This is a genomic window from Ochrobactrum chromiisoli (assembly GCF_026241335.1).
Classification (GTDB): Bacteria; Pseudomonadota; Alphaproteobacteria; order Rhizobiales; family Rhizobiaceae; genus Brucella; species Brucella chromiisoli.
On the sequence record NZ_JAPHAV010000002.1, the window covers coordinates 168,275 to 185,899 of the forward strand.

Here is a 17,625-nt window from a genome sequence, read left to right on the forward strand (position 1 = left end):
CGTTGTGCTTAATGTAGCAGTGCTTTGGACATTTACCAAGGGGCAGGCAGGAAAGTGGTGTTGGAAAATCGATAAAACCGCGAATGAATTTAAAATTACTTATAGGACAAAGGGCCTTGCAGAACGGAAGCCCTTCTAACCCGTTGCGCCCATTGGGACGCATAAAAATGCGCTCCCTTATTGAATCGAAGCATCGCCCAAAAAATGATCCTCGATTTTGGGGCGATGCTTGAGCCTGTTTAGATGTCGTAGCTGTGCGCTGCGTTGATCGTCGCCACAAATTGTTTTGTGCGTTCACGTGCCGGATTGACGAAAATATCGTGCGCACTTCCAGTTTCCACAATCGAACCCGCTTCCAGAAACACGACATTTTGCGCAATCTTTGAGGCAAGACGCAGATCATGGGTTGCCACAACCATTGTGGTGCCTTCCTTGGCCAGCTTGCTCAGGACATCCACCACTTCGGATGCGAGCTCTGGATCAAGAGCCGACGTTGGTTCGTCACACAGAAGAACACGCGGAGAAGGCGCAAGTGCACGCGCAATGGCAACACGCTGCTGCTGGCCACCCGAGAGCGTTGCTGGCCACGCATCGGCTTTGTGCGCCATGCCAACTTTTGTCAGCAGTTCCATTGCCCGTTCTCTGGCCTTTTCCTTTGGCCATTTGAGAACTGTGACGAGCCCTTCCATGACGTTCTGAATTGCTGTCTGGTGCGGGAAAAGCTGGAAATTCTGGAATACCATACCCGTCTGGCGGCGGACGGACTGGATTGCCTGCCAACTCGGCTTGCGATCCGGGTCAAGCGTGATGCTCTGCCCGCCGATGATAAGTGTGCCGGAATTGGGAATTTCCAGCAGGTTGATACAGCGCAGCAAGGTGCTCTTGCCACCGCCCGACGGGCCAACGAGAGCCGTTACCGTGCCTTCGGCAATCTTCACGTTAATGTCGTTGAGGATTACAACATTATCGAAGCTTTTTACGATGTTTTTCAGCTCGATCATGCGTTTGTCTCCATCGTTCCACCATAGCGCCTGAAGCGTTTTTCCAGTCTTGCCTGAAGGTTGGACAGGATGGTGCTCAATGCCAGATAGATGAGTGCGGCTTCTATGTAGAGGATGAGCGGTTCATAGGTTGTTGCGACGATGCGCTGTGCTGACTGGAAAAGCTCAGGCACCGTGATGGCTGCGGCGAGCGAGGTGTCTTTTACCAGCGAAATAAAGGTGTTCGACAAGGGCGGCACAGCTGTGCGAGTTGCTTGCGGCAGAATGGTGCGGGTCAGCGCCTGACGCCAGCTCATGCCGATGGAATAGGCGGCTTCCCACTGACCTTTGGGTACTGAAGAGATAACCGCACGGATAACTTCGGAACTATAGGCGCCGACATTGAGCGAAAACCCGATCACCGCTGCGGGAAAGGCATCAAGATAGATGCCCGCGCTTGGTAAGCCGTAAAAAATCACGAATAGCTGTACCAACAAAGGCGTTCCGCGAAATATCCATACGTAGAAACGCGCAACAAACGATACCCAGACTGGTGCAAACAGACGTACCAGCGCGGTCAGCAATCCGAGCGACAGTCCGAAAATAAACGACAGAATTGTCAGAGGGATCGTGAACTTGAGCCCAGCCCAGAGCAGGGTGGGCAGTGAATCCGCCATGAGTTGAAGCCAGTCGGGCACGTGTTCGATCCTTAAATATTAAACTCAGGGAATAGATGTGACGAAACAGATTCTATATATGCACAACGAAAGGAAGCCGGAAACACGTTCCGGCTTCTTTGCGACGATTCTCTAAAGCTTACTTGGAAACGTCCTGACCGAAATATTTCTGCGAAATTTTTTCGTAAGTGCCGTCAGCCTTGATTTCGTCGAGTGCCTTGTTGAGTGCTGCAACCAGATCATCGTCGCCCTTGCGCACGATAATTCCTGAAGCATCTGCATTTTTCTTTTCAGCAACAACTTTCACTGGCGCGTTTGGCTGCTGCTTTTTGAAATCCAGATATGACAGGCTGTCATTCAGCGTGGCGTCAGCGCGACCCGTCAAGACAAGCTGGATCGACTGGTCAAAACCGTCGGTCGCGACGAGCTCCGCGCCAGCTTCCTTCGCGATCTTGCCATAATTGCTGGTCAGCGACTGTGCTGACTTTTTGCCTTTCAGGTCGGCGAAGTCTTTGATCGTGTCATTCTTGTCATTGACGATCAGAACGACTTTGGAAACGATATAAGGATTGGAGAAGTTGAACTTCTTCTGGCGCTCTTCTGTGATGCCAACCTGATTGATAACGGCGTCATACCGCTTGGAATCGAGGCCAGCAATCAGGCCATCCCATTTGCCTTCAACGAATTCCGGTTTTACGCCGAGCTTCTGAGCGACGGCTTCACCGATTTCCACGTCAAAGCCAACGAGCTTGTTGTCTTTATCGTGATAGGTGAATGGCGCATAGGTGCCTTCTGTGCCGATCTTGAGCACACCGTCTGCTTTGATTGCGTCTAGATTTTCGCCTGCAAGTGCAGTCGAGAGGAGGGCTGCCTGGAGAACGCCGACCGTTGCGAGGATTTTTGCAAACTTCATTTTGAGGCCACCTGTAAAATTATTCGATGAAATGTAAAATACAGGAATTCCATTCTAATGTAGCGTTGAAAATCGCAGCCATAAGGCATGATAGAGAAATTATTTCTATTTTTATATCTTTTTTCGCAATATCAATCCGTATAATCGGAATTTGCGATTTCTGGTTCTAAAATATCGTGCGAACCGGGCTTTCAAGAGGCGTATTGGGGCGAAAAGCGCAGTATTCTCTTAGTGATATTCAGCGCCACCTTATCTGAAATTGTCGACAAGTCCATCATTACAGATTTTATAGCTCCACTTTATTGACAAAATGTCGATAAGATGGTGACATAAAATCCAAACAAACTGGGGGCATTGAAATGGGGAGCAATCGGGATATGGAGTTTGTGCCGGAAACGCTGACAAGTGGGCATGAGCAGAGCTTCGATGAAGTTTCTCTGCCAAAGCATCTGCGTTCCGTTGCTTCTCTGGGTCCTATCGTATCCTCTGCCCACCTTGCCGAAGGCGGGTCGCCCGGCATGTCGGAAGTTGAATACGGGCTTATTCTTGCGTCGCATGCTTTCTCGCGTTGGATGGTTCGTTGCATGGCTGCTGCCGGTATGCCCGGATTGTCGCCGATTGAAGTTCTGATTCTGCATTCGATCCGTCATCGTGGCCGTGAGAAGAAGCTTGCTGATATTTGTCTCGTGCTTGATATCGAAGACACGCACATTGCCACTTACGCGATCCGTAAACTCGAAAAAGCTGGCTTGTTGACCACTGGCAAGGCAGCCAAGGAAAAGACGGTCAAAATTACAGAGAAGGGGGCTGAGGCCTGCGAACGTTATCGGGAGATACGAGAGCGTTTGTTGATTGAATCAACAGCCAATGCCCGACCTTCGGAAGAAACGCTGTCGGAAGTGGCGGCTCTCCTGCGCTTCATGTCAGGTGCATTTAATCAGGCCACGCGGTCTGCGATAACACTATAAGAGAGTAACGATTTTGATCGGAACTGTGTCCAAGCCTCTTCTGTCGGTTGAGGGTCTGAGTGTTGAATTCGGAGCTAGTCGTGTTGTTGATGATCTGAGTTTTTCGGTGTCGCCGGGGCGTACTCTGGCGGTTGTCGGAGAATCTGGCTCGGGTAAGTCGATCACCTCACTCTCGATCATGCGCCTTGCCGATATGAGCGGCGCAAAGTTTCCCAACGGGCGCATTTTGTTTAATGGTCCCGAAGGTGAACGCGATCTGCTGAAAGCCGATCAGAAAGCAATGCGCGGCATTCGCGGCAAAGACATTGCGATGATCTTTCAGGAGCCGATGACTTCGCTCAATCCGGTCTTCACCATCGGCAACCAGATTTCAGAAGTGCTGATGCTGCATGAAGGTATGTCAAAGAGTGCTGCTCTGGCTGAAGGCAAGCGTCTGCTGGAAATGGTGCGCCTGCCGGATGCAGAAGGACTTCTCAAGCGTTACCCACATCAGCTTTCCGGCGGTATGCGTCAGCGCGTGATGATCGCGATGGCCCTTGCGTGCCGCCCGAAGTTGCTTATCGCTGACGAACCGACCACTGCACTTGATGTGACCATTCAGGCCCAAATCCTTCATATTATTAAAGATTTGCAAAAAGAGCTCAAAATGGCTGTCATTTTCATCACGCATGATATGGGTGTGGTGGCTGAAATGGCGGATGATGTTGTCGTCATGTGGAAGGGCAAGAAGGTTGAAGAAGGCCCGGTCGGCCGTATCTTTGAAGCCCCTCAACACCCTTACACGCAGACTCTTTTGTCGGCTGTTCCGAAACTTGGCAGTATGACGGGCGAGACGTTTCCGAAGCGTATGCCTGTGATGATGATGCGCGATGGTGTGCCCGTGCTGTCAGGCGAAGAGCGCATTCAGGATACCGCACGTTATAGCGACAAGCCGCTTCTTGCTGTTGATGATCTTTATGTTCGCTTTCCGATCAAGAAAAACCTGTTCGGCAAAGTCACCCATGTCTGCAATGCCGTTTCAAAAGTTGCTTTTGACATTTATCCGGGTGAAACACTGGCACTTGTTGGGGAATCCGGCTCGGGCAAATCGACTATAGGCCGGACGATCCAGCAGCTTCAATCACCGCTCTCCGGCGATATTCGTTTTAATGGCAAAGCCTATTCGCAGATGAGCGCGCAAGAGCGCTATGCGATGCGCCGCGAAGTGCAATATATTTTTCAGGATCCGTTCGCTTCGCTTGATCCGCGCAAGACTGTCGGCTTCTCCATCGCAGAACCGATCCGCACCCATGGCCTTCTTGATAATAACAAAGCGATCAATGCGCGGGTGGCAGAGTTGCTGGAACGCGTCGGCCTCGGCCCGGAACATGCTTCGCGTTATCCGCATGAGTTTTCAGGCGGTCAGCGTCAGCGTATCTGTATTGCGCGAGCCCTTGCTTCAAAGCCGAAGCTGATCATTGCCGATGAAGCGCTTTCTGCGCTTGATGTTTCCATTCAGGCGCAGGTGATCAATCTGTTTATGGATCTGCAAAAGGAGCAGGGACTGGCCTATCTGTTCATCAGTCATGACATGGCAGTTGTTGAAAAGATGAGCCATCGCGTCGCTGTGCTTTATCTTGGGCAAATCATGGAGCTTGGCTCGCGCCGGCAGGTTTTTGAAACGCCGTCGCATCCTTATACGCAGCGTTTGTTGTCTGCCGTTCCCGTTGCCGATCCATCGGCGCGTACGGAGCGCGCAGCCCTTGAAGGTGAAATTCCGAGCACAACGCGCCGGATCGACGAAAAGCCGACGATCTATAATCACCGCGAGATTTCACCAGGCCATTTCGTTGCCGAAAGCGCCTGAACTCCTGCAACTTTTTCCATCGCATTATCCAACGCAAAACCGCTTCACGCTTTTGCTGGAAATGCTCCAACAAACCCAAAGGGGAAAATAATGATAAAGAAAGCACTGAAAGCCGCTCTTCTGGCTTCCGCTCTGTCGGCCGCCGTGATCGCATCGGCTCCGGCTTTCGCCGCAGGCAAGCTCACTGTTTCGTCGCCGCAAGATCCGGGTAGCTGGGATCCGATCGATACGTTTCTCGTCAACTGGGCTTCGGTTGCAACCAATATTTTTGACGGCCTTGTTTATCGCGGCCCTGATCTCAAAATCGTACCGGGCCTTGCGACCTCTTGGGAAGAACTGAACGATGGCAAGCGCATCCGCTTCAACCTGCGTGAAGGTGTGACGTTTCACGATGGCGAGCCCTTCAACGCAGAAGCGGTGAAGTTCACCTTTGATCGTCTGCTTGGTGACGAAGGCGCAAAAGGTCCGCAGCGTTCCAATTATATGGCGATTGAAAAGGTAGAAGTGATTGACGACAAAACCGTTGATTTTCACCTCAAAGCGCCTGACCCGGTGCTGATCACCAAGCTTGCCGGCTATGGCGCAATGATCGTGCCTCCGAAATATATCGCCGAAAAGGGTGAGGACTATTTCAACACGCATCCAGTTGGTACTGGTCCGTTCAAGTTTGTTTCCTATGAGCCTAAGGTAAACATTAAACTTGAGGCTTTTGCTGATCATTGGGGCGGCGCACCAAAGATTTCAGAACTTGAATACCGCTTTATTACAGAGCCTTCGACTGCCGTTGCGGAACTTCAGGCCGGTCGCGTTGATCTCGTTATTCCGCCAACGATCCCAATCGGCATGATCCCGACGATTGAAGGCGATGAAAATCTGGAACTGGTTACAACCGCTGGTCCAACTGTCGATGCTCTGCGCTTTAACACGCGCGATGGTATCACAAAGGATGAGCGCGTTCGTAAAGCCTTGATTATGGCTGTTGATCGCGATGCAATCATCCAGTCGATCCTTGCCGGTCAGGCAGAGCCAATTGCCAGCTTCCAGGGCGCATTGTCTTTTGGTTACGATCCTGAACTCAAGCCACTGCCATACGATCCTGATCAGGCCAAGAAGCTCCTCGAAGAAGCAGGTGTTCAGCCCGGCGCAACGGTGCAAATTGACGTTCGTGGTAATGATGCGACCTTCAATGAAGTGACACAGGCTGTTGCAAGCTTCCTGCAAATGGTTGGTATCAATGCAACCATCAAGCCATATGACGTGAATGTGCTGCTGAATGACGTCATTCCACAGGGCAAGACCGGCGCTATGTTCCAGCAGAAATGGGGCGGCTGGACGTTTGATTACGATAACACGGCTTACGCGATGTATCATTCGGGTGAGAAGTGGAACCCGTACGAAAAGGACGAGCAGCTCGACAAGATGCTCGAAGCGCAACGCTCTGTTCTCGACCGCGGTGAGCGTGAAAAGATGTTGCAGGAAATCGCCAAATATGCGGCTGATAAGGCATATGAAATGCCGCTTTATAGCTCCAAGGCGATTTACGGCGTGAACAAGCGGGTCAAGAACTTTGTGCCGGCACCGGATAACCGTCTGCGCCTCACAGACGTAACTGTAGAATAGTCAAAATGTATACGGCAAGCCGGTTAACGGCTTGCCGCTTTATTTCGGAGGCGCTCTGGTGGCCGGATTTCTGATAAAACGAATTTTGCAGGCGTTGTTCGTGCTGATCGCAATGACGATGCTCGTCGCCTATGCAATCCGCTTGACGGGTGACCCTGCACTGATGCTGACGCAAGGTGCGGGCAGTGTCACAGAGGCTGATCTTGAGCGCATCCGAGAAGGGCTCGGTTTGAACCAACCGTTCCTCGTTCAGTACTGGCAATTCCTCAAAGGGCTGCTCACATTCGACTTCGGTCGTAGTTTCCTCGGCGGTACGCCGGTTTCTGTACTAGTCGGAAAAGCCTTGCCCGCAACGCTGATGCTTGCGTTCGCGTCGCTGTTTGTCTCGCTTGTGATCTCCATTCCACTCGGCATCAAGGCAGCTGTTTCGCGCGGTAAATGGGCAGACCAGCTTATCCGTGTTTGCTCACTGGTTGGCCTGTCATTCCCGAATTTCTGGCTGGCGACAATGCTGGTTCTGCTTTTTGGTATTTCGCTGCAATGGCTGCCACCAAGTGGTATGAGCGGTATCTCAAGTTTCATTATGCCAGCAATGACCATGGGCATTATTTTGACGGCAACCAATGTCCGTCTGGTGCGCACTTCGATGCTCGAAACGTTGCAATCGCAATATATTATGGTGGCGCGCGCAAAGGGGCTGAGTGAAAACAAAGTGCTTTACAAGCACGCTCTTCGTAATTGCGCCATTCCGCTGATTACATTCATTGGTCTTCAGTTTGGTGGTCTTTTGGGCGGCATCGTGGTCATTGAAAAAGTGTTCAATTGGCCGGGCATGGGCACGCTTGCCTTTGATGCAGTTGGTGGCCGCGATTATCCGGTTCTTCAGGCAACGATTGCCATTCTTTCGATGATGATTATCGGCGTCAATCTTCTGGTAGACATTGCATATGGCCTTGTCGATCCGCGTATTCGGACGGAGTAGAGCAATGGCTACACAAGCGGTTAAAAAGACCTCAAACCTTCGGCTTTCACGCTTCGCAAGCATGGAATTCATTGTCGGCTTTCTGCTGACAGGCGGCATCTGTTTTGCCGTTATCTTCTCCGGTTATCTGTTCCCGGCTGGCGCGAACAAGGTGGATCTTCTGGCGCGTCTGACGCCGCCATTTGTGAATCCTGCGCATATTTTCGGAACCGATCCGCTCGGACGTGACGTGCTGGCACGCGTCATTATCGGCGGCAAAATTTCGTTGTTCGTTGGCTTTGTCTCTGTGATTGGTTCGGTGATCATCGGTACGATCATGGGGCTGGTTGCAGGCTATTATCGCGGCTTCTGGGACATGGCACTGATGCGGTTTGTTGATGTGCAGCTGGCAATGCCATTCATCCTGCTCGCAATCACCTTCATGGCTATTCTCGGTGGCGGGTTGGTCAACACAATCATCCTGCTGATCGTTTCACAATGTGTGCAATATGCGCGACTGGTGCGCGGCTCAGTTTTGTCGCTGCGTGAGCGCGAATTTATCCTCTCAGCGCGTTCCATCGGCGTTAAAGACTGGCGCATCATCTTCCAGCATCTGCTGCCAAACCTTATGGGGCCTGTTATCGTTTTGATGACGCTCAATGTCGCCAATAACATTCTGCTTGAATCAAGCCTGACGTTCCTCGGTTTTGGTATTGATTCAACCATTCCTAGCTGGGGTGGCATGCTGGCCGATGGCCGTACCTATCTTCAGACGGCATGGTGGGTAAGCCTTTTCCCCGGCCTCGCAATCCTTTTCACGGTGCTTGGCCTCAACCTTCTGGGTGACTGGCTGCGCGATAGTCTTGATCCAACCGGCAGGACTTCACGATGAGCGTAATTTTTGAAAAGACCTACCAGCGTTCAATTGATGTGTTGATCGAACGCTTTTCAAAGCCGGAAATGCGCGGAGCTAAGTTAGAGGGATGGCTGTTCGATGATCAGCCAAGCCGCTTTGCTGCGGAAACGAAATTGCGTGAGGCAGGCATTGAGGCGCGCCTGCGTTCGTCTTATAAGCCGCTTCTGCATTTCTTTCTGGAAGAGGTGGATGGGGCAACCCTTAAGGCTGCAACAATTCGCTATCCGCGCCATGACAATTGTGTCGAGAACCGCTTTTTGCTGGAAACATATCCGCTGTCAGCACTCCTTCCAGATGTAAAGATCAGTTTCAGCGCATCCGGTAAGGATGATTTCTTCTATGAAGTCGATCTGACATTTACCGGTGGCCGCAGCGAAACTCATCGCGTTTTCGCTCCCAATCGTGTGCATGAAGATTTTATCGGCGAAACGCTTGTTTCACCAACTGGCTGGCTGATCGTCGAGCATGACGGTCGTATTGAAAGTGCACGCTTCGAGACAGCCTATGAAAAGCTGTTTCACGATACGATTTCGACCATTGCGACCCATGATTGGGGCAGGGGTGAACCTTACTTCGAAGAGCTGAACATTTCGGTCAGTCTGCCGATTACTGATCGCCGTCTGCCCTATGATGAAGAGGCTTTGAGCCTGACGGAAGCTCTGCACGAGGATATTTATTTCTCGTTGCTCGAAGTTTTTCAGAAAAAGTCTGGCCGCCCGGTCGGTGATCGTGGCTTGCAGCCGGGGCAAATCGTGCCGGAGGTGCGTTTTCGCGATGCTGGTCCGGTGGTGAAAGTGGAAACACGTCCGCTTGCAACAGCTGATGCGCTGACTGCCGAGCAGGTTTTGGAAAATGCGCAGGCTCCCCTTTCCGCTGATCAGATACGCCGTGAAATCGCGAAACTTGGCGGATCGCCTTTTGAAGCGAAGACACGTGCAGGGCGCACAGTGCGCGCCACCTATGTATCGGGCCACGAAACACCGATGATGATCAGTGCTGGTCAGCATGCCAATGAGACGACAGGCGTTGTCGGTGCCTTGCGGGCAGCAAATCGTCTTGCTGCACGTGATGGCGGACATTTTACCATCTCGCCGCAGGAAAACCCGGACGGATATGAAATTCATAAGCGTCTGTGCGTTTTGCAGCCGCACCATATGCATCATGCATCGCGCTACACGGCTTTGGGTGATGATCTCGAATATCGCACTGGCGATGGGCTTTATGAGAAAGCGATCCGCGTAGAGGCAGAGGCACTTACAGGTGCCAAGCTTCACGTCAATCTGCATGGCTATCCATCGCATGAATGGACACGCCCATTGTCAGGCTATGTTCCACGTTCCTTTGCCATGTGGACGCTGCCAAAGGGCTTTTTCCTGATTATTCGTCATCATGCATCATGGGAAAGAGAAGCTGAACAGCTGATGGATCATGTGACCAGGCATCTTGGTGCCATTGATGGTCTTCTTGACTACAATGATGCGCAGATTAAGCTTTTCGAGCAACATGCTGGCGAAACGGGCTTCCGCATCATCAACGGTTTTCCATGTCTGGTTGGCGTCGATGATCGTCACACGGTTCCGCTGACGCTGATCACTGAATATCCGGACGAAACCATCTATGGCGATGCTTTTGTTAAAGGCCATACAGCACAGATGGAAACCGTTCTCTCAGCCTATGATGCTTTGCAGCTGCTTTTCCCGAGCAAGCTCGTTGCATAATCAAAGATAGTAGATGCCAATACGGTTGCCGCCGATCATCTCGACGGCAATCTCCATCTCATAAATATCGCGCAGAATATCCTGCTGAATGAGTTCTTCCGGCGATCCTTGATGCACGACCTTGCCCTTGCGCATGGCAACGATATGGTCCGAATAACAGGATGCGAAATTGATGTCATGCAGCACAAGCACCACTGTCTTGCCCAGCTCGTCCGCTGCACGCCGTAATAATTTCATCATTGACGCTGAATGTTTCATGTCGAGATTGTTAAGTGGTTCGTCCAAGAGAACGTAATCTGTATTCTGGCAAAGAACCATTGCCACGAATGCGCGCTGGCGCTGGCCACCGGAAAGCTCATCCAGAAAACGCTCTCCAAATTCATCAAGCCCCAGATAGCTGATTGCCTGCTCAACATGATCGAGATCTTCAGGGGTTGGGCGTCCTTTTGAATGCGGATAACGCCCGAAAGTCACGAGATCCCGCACGGTAAGGCGTGAATTGATCGCATTTTCCTGTCGCAGAATGGAAAGCCGTTTCGCAAGAACTTCGCCGGGTGTCGTGGAAACATCGAGCCCATCAATCGCAACTCGGCCTTTATCCATGGGCAGCAAGCGGCTGACCATGGAGAGCAAAGTCGACTTTCCCGCGCCATTCGGTCCGATGATGGAGGTAATACCGCGTGCGGGTATTTGCAGTGTTACATTATCGACGACGATGGCATCGCTGTAGGATTTGCTGACCTGATTTATTTCAATCAACTTGCGTTCCCCCTGACGAGAAGGATAATAAAGACGAGTCCACCCAGAAATTCGATGATGACGCTCAGTGCGGTGTTGAACGAGAACACGCGTTCAAGAATGGTTTGACCGCCGACGATGCAAAGGATTGCGAACAATATTGCAATCGGCATTACGATACGGTGCTTGGATGATCCCGCAATCATATAAGCGAGATTTGCGACCAGCAGGCCAAAGAAAGTTATCGGGCCAACAAGCGCCGTTGATACCGATACGAGGACTGTGACAATCAGCAGAATACGATGCACCACGCGGCTGTAATCAACACCCAGATTGATTGCCGGATCACGGCCAAGCGCCAGAATATCGAACACATTGAGAAAGCGCAGACCGTAAAGCGTGACGACGGCCACGATGATCGCCGCGAGCAGAAGAATATCCGCATTGACGCTGTTGAAACTTGCAAAGAAACGGTCCTGCAGCACTGCAAATTCGTTGGGGTCAATCATGCGCTGCATAAGGTTTGACAGGCTGCGGAAGAAGACTCCAAACACAATTCCGACCAGCATGACGAGGTGCAGGCTGCGTGAAGCCTTGGAAAACAGCCACGAATAAAGTGTGCTTGCAAAAACCACCATGATTGCTGTTTCGGCGAAGAAGCGCACATTGGGACCAAGACCGTTTACATGAATGGCACCAAAGGCGAAAACTGCAATTGTCTGGATCAAAATATATAGCGCATCAAATCCCATGATGGAGGGTGTGAGAATGCGGTTGTTGGTGACGGTTTGAAACAGCACGGTTGAGACAGCAATTGAATAGGCAACCAGCACCATGGCCGCAAGCTTTGTGCCGCGGAAGGTGAGGATGAAAGACCAGCTGCCTTTTGCACCAAGTGTCATGAAGGCAACACAGGATACAAGGGCAAGCAATGCGAGAAGCAGGGTGATAAAGCCGGAACGTTTAAGCAAGGCGTGATCCTCGGCGCAAAAGCAGATAGAGGAAGATTGCACTGCCAACGACGCCCATCATCGTGCCTATGGGAATTTCATAAGGAAAGCGGATCAGGCGCCCGACGATATCGCAGGCGAGGACAAGTCCTGCGCCAAGCACGGCCACCCATGGCACAGCACGGCGCATGTTATCGCCAATGAACATGCTCACCACATTCGGTACGATCAGACCCAGAAACGGAATCATGCCAACCGTCACGACCACACTGGCACTGACCATCGAAACAATGACGAGCCCGAGCGTTACGACACGGCGATAGTTGAGGCCAAGATTGGTCGTGAAATCCTCACCCATGCCAGCAACCGTGAAACGATCAGCGGCGATATAAGCAATGACGGTTAGGAAAAAAGAGAGCCATAGCAATTCGTAGCGTCCGCGCAGAACACCGGAGAAGTCGCCCGTTGTCCACGAATTAAGCGATTGCAGAAGATCAAAACGATAGGCGATGAAAGTCGTCACCGCACTGATAACACCGCCGAGCATGATGCCGACAAGCGGTACAACGAGAACCGAGCGCAGGGGAATACTGCGCAGGATACGCAGAAAAAGCGCTGTGCCTGCAAGGGCCGTGGCAGAAGCCACAAGCATTTTACCGAAAACCGGTGTGTCGGGGGCGAAAAGAATGACCAGCAGGATGCCGAGACTTGCCGATTCAACCGTACCGGCTGTTGAAGGTTCCACGAAACGATTGCGGGTCAGCATCTGCATAATCATGCCCGCAACAGCCATCGACATGCCTGCGAGAATGATCGCAAGCGTGCGCGGTATGCGGCTGATCAGCAGCACTTCTGCCGCGCGATCAGTGCTGTTGGCACCCAAAAGTGTGCTGAGTGATACATCACTGACGCCGATGAACAGGCTGACGAAGGCCAGTATGACGACAACAATTATGGCTGCGGCAAGTGCCTTCACAAGGAATTCCTGTATTTTTGCCTTGTCAGCCGGGCTTTCCCGACTGACTGGGTAAGACGTTATTGCTTATTTTGCTTTGTCAAAGGCTTCAGACAGTTGCTGGATCGTGCTGTGAAGCGCACCGAGGCCACCGCCAACGAGATACCAGTTTTGTGCATTGAGATAGACGACCTGATCGTTCTTCCAGGCATTGGTCTGACGCACGAGTTCGTTGTCGAGCAATTGCTTGGCGGAGGTGCCTTCACGACCAATGGCCGCATCGCGGTCAAGCACGAAAAGCCAATCCGGATTGGTTTCGAGAATAAATTCCGAGCTGACTGGCTGGCCGTGATTGCCCACAGAAAGATCGGGGGCTGCTGCTTCGATGCCGAAACTGTCATGCAGCATGCCAAACCGTGAGCCGGGACCATAGGCACTGATTTTGCCGCCGGAGGTCAGGATCATCAGGCCGTTGCCTTTGCCCTTGGTCTTTTCTTTCAGCGCAGCAAGTTCGCTGTTGAGCTTATCAACTTCCGCTTTGGCTTCCGTTTCCTTAGCGAAAACCTTGCCGAGCTTTTCGATATTGGCTTCGGTACCGGAAATAAATTCCTTGGCCGGGACGGTGAGGTCGATTGTTGGTGCGATCTTTGCAAGTTCGCCATATTTCGCAGCCGAGCGACCACCGACAATGATTAGGTCAGGCTCTGCGGCATTGACCGCTTCGTAATCGGGTTCGAACAATGTGCCGACTTTGGTGTAATCAGCGCTTTCATATTTTTTGAGGTATTCCGGGTAAGCAATGCCGGTCGGAACACCGATTATTTTGACGCCGAGGCGGTCAAGATTGTCGAGTGTCGCAAAATCAAAAACCACAACTCTTTCAGGATTGGTCGCAACCGTGGTTTCGCCCTGCGCATGTTTTAAGGCGATATCGGCGGCGTTTGCGCTGGAGGCAAGTGCTGTTGCAACAAGTGCTGCGCCGCATAGACGGGAAAAGTGTCGGCTGAATTTCAGCATAGCGTTCAATCCTTTCGTCAATCCTGTGCTTTATAGTCCGGTTTTATGTCAGTCAAAGCCGGAAGGTTATAATTCAGTTGTTTTGTGCGCTTGGACTCTCATTGAGCAGAATGAATTTCAAACTGTCTTCAACGGTTAGGGGAATCATTGAGCCGTGGCTTTCATTATCGAAACGACGATAAGCGGCTTCAAAATCGGGCAGTTGTTTCAACTCGGTTTGAATATCTGCGCCAGATGGCCCACTGCGCAACTTCTTCAGGTGCTTGATTTCTTCTTTTGTCCGGCCCGGACGTTCGCCGCGCTTGCCGGACGATTCAACCAGCAACCGCATCGGTTTTGGATTGGCTTTGAAAGCCTCCACGAACCGATCTTTATCGGCAAGAATAGAGCGACCGTTCCACCATATCGAAGGGTCTGCGGCAGCATAAGACTGAAATGAATCTGCATGATTAAACAGCGCGTAAAGTGTGAAAAGCCCACCAAGCGAATGCCCAAACAGCGCTTGTCTGGTTGGATCGATAGGAAACCGGCTTTCAATTTCAGCCTTTACCTGATGATTGATGAAATCGAAGAATGCGTCGCGACCGCCTGTTTTTGGAATATTGGTCTGGACGGGGATGAGATCATCAGGCGTCGGAGGCGTGAGATCAAAATAGCGCAAGCGGACGATTTCGTCCTTGTCGTCAGTCGGATAGCCAATGCCGACAAATACGGCTTCGAGCTTCGGATTTTCTCCCATCAGTTTTGCTGCGATTGGCAGCATTCGATTGCCATCCGTCATATAGATGACAGGAAAACCTTCTGCAGGCGCTTTTTTAGCGGGTGCGGCAACAAAAATTCGATAGTCGATACCGTTGGCTTGCATGTCAAAGGCGCTGACTTGCGGTGTGTCTGCCTGCGCGATAGCGCTCACGAGGATGCTCCCAAGCATGAAGCAAACTTTCAGAATTGTTTTTTTCATTCCGCTCATACGAGCACCCATTCCATAAAAATGACGCCAGCCCAAAGAAGCTGGCGTCAAACTGAGCATCAGAAGCGTGATGTCATGCCGAGCCAAAGACGACGGCCTTCAACGACATTGTTTGTTTCATCAACCGTGACCTTCTTGTCGAAGATGTTGTAGACGGCTGCGTTCAGCGTCACGTTCTCACTGAATTCATAGGACCCGCCGAGATCAAGGGTTGCGTAGCCCTTGTACTTGCGAGCAATCACGTCGCCTCGTTGGTTATAGGCATAAGGCTCACCGACCGTGCCGATGCGCAAACCGGCATTGATTTCGTCACCATGATAATTACCTGCCGTCCATGCCGTTAAGCCTTCGACGGGCGTTTCCCAGTCGGCGCGAATGCTGGCCATATGCTTTGGAGTACGAGCCAGCGGCAGTCCTGCATATTCACCGGTTTTTTGTTCGGAATGGGTATAGGTATAGTTTGCACGAAGTTTGATCGTGTCAGTTGCTTCCCAGTCCGCTGTGAGTTCCACGCCCTGAATCACAGCATCATCAATGTTGTAGCTGTAATAAAGCACGTAGTTCGGATCCTGATCCCAACGCAGCGGCAGGCCGGTGTTCGGGTCATATTGGATATTGCTGGCGATCTTATCTTTAAAATCGGTATAGAAGTAGGTTGCGCCCAGACGCAGCCCCTGCTGGTCGTCCCAAAGTACACTTGCTTCATAGCTTGTGCTCTTTTCCGGCTGCAAATTCGGATCGCCGATGATGACGCCGCATGTGCCGTTTGGACCATACGTACAATTTCCGCCGCCAGTCGTGTAAGCGTAACCGGGTGCAATCGTGCGAATTTCCGGTGCGCGGAAGCCTGTTGAAATACCGCCTTTGATAGTGAGCTGCTCGGTGGCATGCCACACTGCATAGCCACGTGGGCTCCAATGGGAACCATAGATTTCATGATGGTCCATGCGCAGGCCGCCGGTTAAGGCAAATTCAGGTGTGATCCACCACTCATCTTCTGCAAAAAGTGCCCACTGCTTGATGGTGAACTGCTCATCAAGCCCGGTCCGCCGACCGGGATTCTGGTCCGTCAGCGTGCCTTCGATAAACTGACCGCCTGTCACCAGCGTATGGTTGCCATAAAGTTCGAACGGGGTTGTGAATTTTCCGTCCAGGACAGAGTTGCGGATGTGTGGCGACCGAAGGTTCTCTACGAACTCACTGCGAGTGTTGTTCCAGCTAAAATTTGTTCTTTCAGATGTTTCCTGAAGGAAGGAGAAGTCGGAGGTTGTAGGCCCCCATCGTCCGGTGTGGCTGATCGACCAATGATTACGATCATTCAGATTATAGGTATCGACGGGGGCCGTCCCTCTCGTCGGCACCGGATCGATATTGTTTCCGACGCTTGAATCGCGACGCAGACGTGTCTTGCCGACCTCTAAAACAATGTCATGGTCGGCATTTGGCGTGATTGTCACACGACCGGTGATATCAATGTCCTTTTGCTCAGGCGTACCATTGATAATCTGGTCCTCCTGACGCTTCATACCGCGTCCCCAAAGCTGAACACCAACAAGGTTGGGCACAAGCGGGCCGGTCATGTAATAAGACCCCTGATAGGAGTTTCCATATTTGGAATGCTGCTGCATGGTCGTATCGACGCTTAGCGAACCACTCCATTTGTCAGCGACTTTCTTGGTGATAACGTTGATAACGCCACCCATAGCATCGGAGCCGTAAAGCGATGACATCGGACCACGAATAATTTCGATGCGGTCAATCGCATTGGCTGGCGGCAGGAAGCTTTGCTCAAAACCGGAATTGCCGTTGGTGCGGGCATCACGCGTGCTCTGGCGCTTTCCGTCTACGAGAATGAGCGTATAAGTGCCCGGAAGACCGCGGATAAAGATGTCACGTTCCGCAGCGGCGCCTGTTACGGCAACGCCTTGAACATCCCGCAATGCATCGCCAAGATCACGATAAGCGCCTTTTTCGAGTGCTTCGCCGGGCACGACAGAAATACTTGCTGGAGCATCGGTGATATTTTGCTCAAAGCCAGTTGCCGATATAACGATCTGGTTGAGTGTAATCCCACCCTCAGCACTCACTTGTTCGGAAGCTTGTTTCTTTTTTGCGGCTTCTTCTTCTGCCGTCATTGCCGTCTGTGCGAACGCCGCTCCGCTCAGAATAAACGCTGTTGAAAGGCAGGTGCCGGCGAGGATCGCTTTTGCAAAAAGCGACCTGCTGGCCAATTGCCTGTTCTGCGAACCAAAGGTGCGCAATCCCCGAAACAAGCTGGTCATTTTTCACCACCATTAAAGTTGAGTTTTCAGCTCTCCTTATGTATGGCAAGAAGGTGACGTCAATCGTCATGATTTATAACAGTTCCAAGTTTCAGAAAACGCAACTGAACGGAT

The 17,625-nt window shown here is 51.6% G+C and carries 15 protein-coding genes; 6 read left to right on the forward strand and 9 right to left on the reverse strand.

Annotated elements, in window-relative coordinates; genetic code table 11:
- Nucleotides 1-239 precede the first annotated feature (239 nt).
- The 3 genes from OPR82_RS07500 to OPR82_RS07510 all read right to left on the reverse strand — a co-directional run bounded on the left by OPR82_RS07500 (nucleotide 240) and on the right by OPR82_RS07510 (nucleotide 2,570).
- Nucleotides 240-1,001, reverse strand: coding sequence for an amino acid ABC transporter ATP-binding protein (locus OPR82_RS07500; RefSeq protein WP_265984044.1), 762 nt, complete (start codon nucleotides 999-1,001; stop codon nucleotides 240-242).
- A complete protein-coding gene (locus OPR82_RS07505) occupies nucleotides 998-1,678 on the reverse strand; it encodes an amino acid ABC transporter permease (protein ID WP_265984045.1) in 681 nt (226 codons plus the stop codon). The genes OPR82_RS07500 and OPR82_RS07505 overlap by 4 nt, the downstream gene beginning before the upstream one ends.
- A gap of 118 nt (nucleotides 1,679-1,796) precedes the next feature.
- Nucleotides 1,797-2,570 (reverse strand): amino acid ABC transporter substrate-binding protein, encoded by a 774-nt coding sequence (locus OPR82_RS07510; protein ID WP_265984046.1) that lies wholly within the window; start codon nucleotides 2,568-2,570, stop codon nucleotides 1,797-1,799.
- Nucleotides 2,571-2,929: 359 nt separating this feature from the next.
- On the opposite strand from OPR82_RS07510, the gene OPR82_RS07515 reads away from it, so the two are divergent.
- From OPR82_RS07515 to OPR82_RS07540, 6 genes are all read left to right on the forward strand, one after another.
- Nucleotides 2,930-3,538, forward strand: a complete 609-nt coding sequence (locus tag OPR82_RS07515) for a winged helix DNA-binding protein (RefSeq protein ID WP_396996166.1) — start codon at nucleotides 2,930-2,932, stop codon at nucleotides 3,536-3,538.
- Between the two features lie 13 nt (nucleotides 3,539-3,551).
- Nucleotides 3,552-5,384 (forward strand): ABC transporter ATP-binding protein, encoded by a 1,833-nt coding sequence (locus OPR82_RS07520; RefSeq protein WP_265984047.1) that lies wholly within the window; start codon nucleotides 3,552-3,554, stop codon nucleotides 5,382-5,384.
- A 90-nt stretch (nucleotides 5,385-5,474) separates the two neighbouring features.
- The gene (locus OPR82_RS07525) at nucleotides 5,475-7,004 is read left to right on the forward strand and encodes an ABC transporter substrate-binding protein (protein ID WP_265984048.1); all 1,530 of its coding nucleotides are present in this window, start codon (nucleotides 5,475-5,477) and stop codon (nucleotides 7,002-7,004) included.
- 58 nt (nucleotides 7,005-7,062) lie between these two features.
- Entirely contained in the window at nucleotides 7,063-7,986 is a 924-nt protein-coding gene (locus OPR82_RS07530; RefSeq protein ID WP_265984049.1) for an ABC transporter permease, read from the forward strand.
- A 4-nt stretch (nucleotides 7,987-7,990) separates the two neighbouring features.
- Entirely contained in the window at nucleotides 7,991-8,857 is an 867-nt protein-coding gene (locus OPR82_RS07535; protein ID WP_265984050.1) for an ABC transporter permease, read from the forward strand.
- On the forward strand, nucleotides 8,854-10,599 hold the full coding sequence (locus OPR82_RS07540; protein ID WP_265984052.1) for a peptidase M14: 1,746 nt from the start codon (nucleotides 8,854-8,856) through the stop codon (nucleotides 10,597-10,599). The genes OPR82_RS07535 and OPR82_RS07540 overlap by 4 nt, the downstream gene beginning before the upstream one ends.
- Here OPR82_RS07540 and OPR82_RS07545 read toward each other — a convergent pair whose 3' ends face one another.
- The 6 genes from OPR82_RS07545 to OPR82_RS07570 form a co-directional block, all read right to left on the reverse strand.
- Nucleotides 10,600-11,358, reverse strand: a complete 759-nt coding sequence (locus OPR82_RS07545; RefSeq protein WP_265984054.1) for an iron ABC transporter ATP-binding protein — start codon at nucleotides 11,356-11,358, stop codon at nucleotides 10,600-10,602.
- Nucleotides 11,355-12,308, reverse strand: coding sequence for an iron chelate uptake ABC transporter family permease subunit (locus OPR82_RS07550; protein WP_265984056.1), 954 nt, complete (start codon nucleotides 12,306-12,308; stop codon nucleotides 11,355-11,357). Before OPR82_RS07550 ends, OPR82_RS07545 begins: the two co-directional genes overlap by 4 nt.
- Nucleotides 12,301-13,263 (reverse strand): ABC transporter permease, encoded by a 963-nt coding sequence (locus OPR82_RS07555; RefSeq protein WP_265984057.1) that lies wholly within the window; start codon nucleotides 13,261-13,263, stop codon nucleotides 12,301-12,303. Before OPR82_RS07555 ends, OPR82_RS07550 begins: the two co-directional genes overlap by 8 nt.
- Nucleotides 13,264-13,329: 66 nt before the next feature.
- Nucleotides 13,330-14,259 (reverse strand): siderophore ABC transporter substrate-binding protein, encoded by a 930-nt coding sequence (locus OPR82_RS07560; protein ID WP_265984059.1) that lies wholly within the window; start codon nucleotides 14,257-14,259, stop codon nucleotides 13,330-13,332.
- Nucleotides 14,260-14,332: 73 nt separating this feature from the next.
- On the reverse strand, nucleotides 14,333-15,172 hold the full coding sequence (locus OPR82_RS07565; RefSeq protein ID WP_265984061.1) for an alpha/beta hydrolase: 840 nt from the start codon (nucleotides 15,170-15,172) through the stop codon (nucleotides 14,333-14,335).
- 116 nt (nucleotides 15,173-15,288) lie between these two features.
- Nucleotides 15,289-17,511, reverse strand: a complete 2,223-nt coding sequence (locus tag OPR82_RS07570) for a TonB-dependent receptor domain-containing protein (protein ID WP_265984063.1) — start codon at nucleotides 17,509-17,511, stop codon at nucleotides 15,289-15,291.
- Between the last annotated feature and the right edge of the window lie 114 nt (nucleotides 17,512-17,625).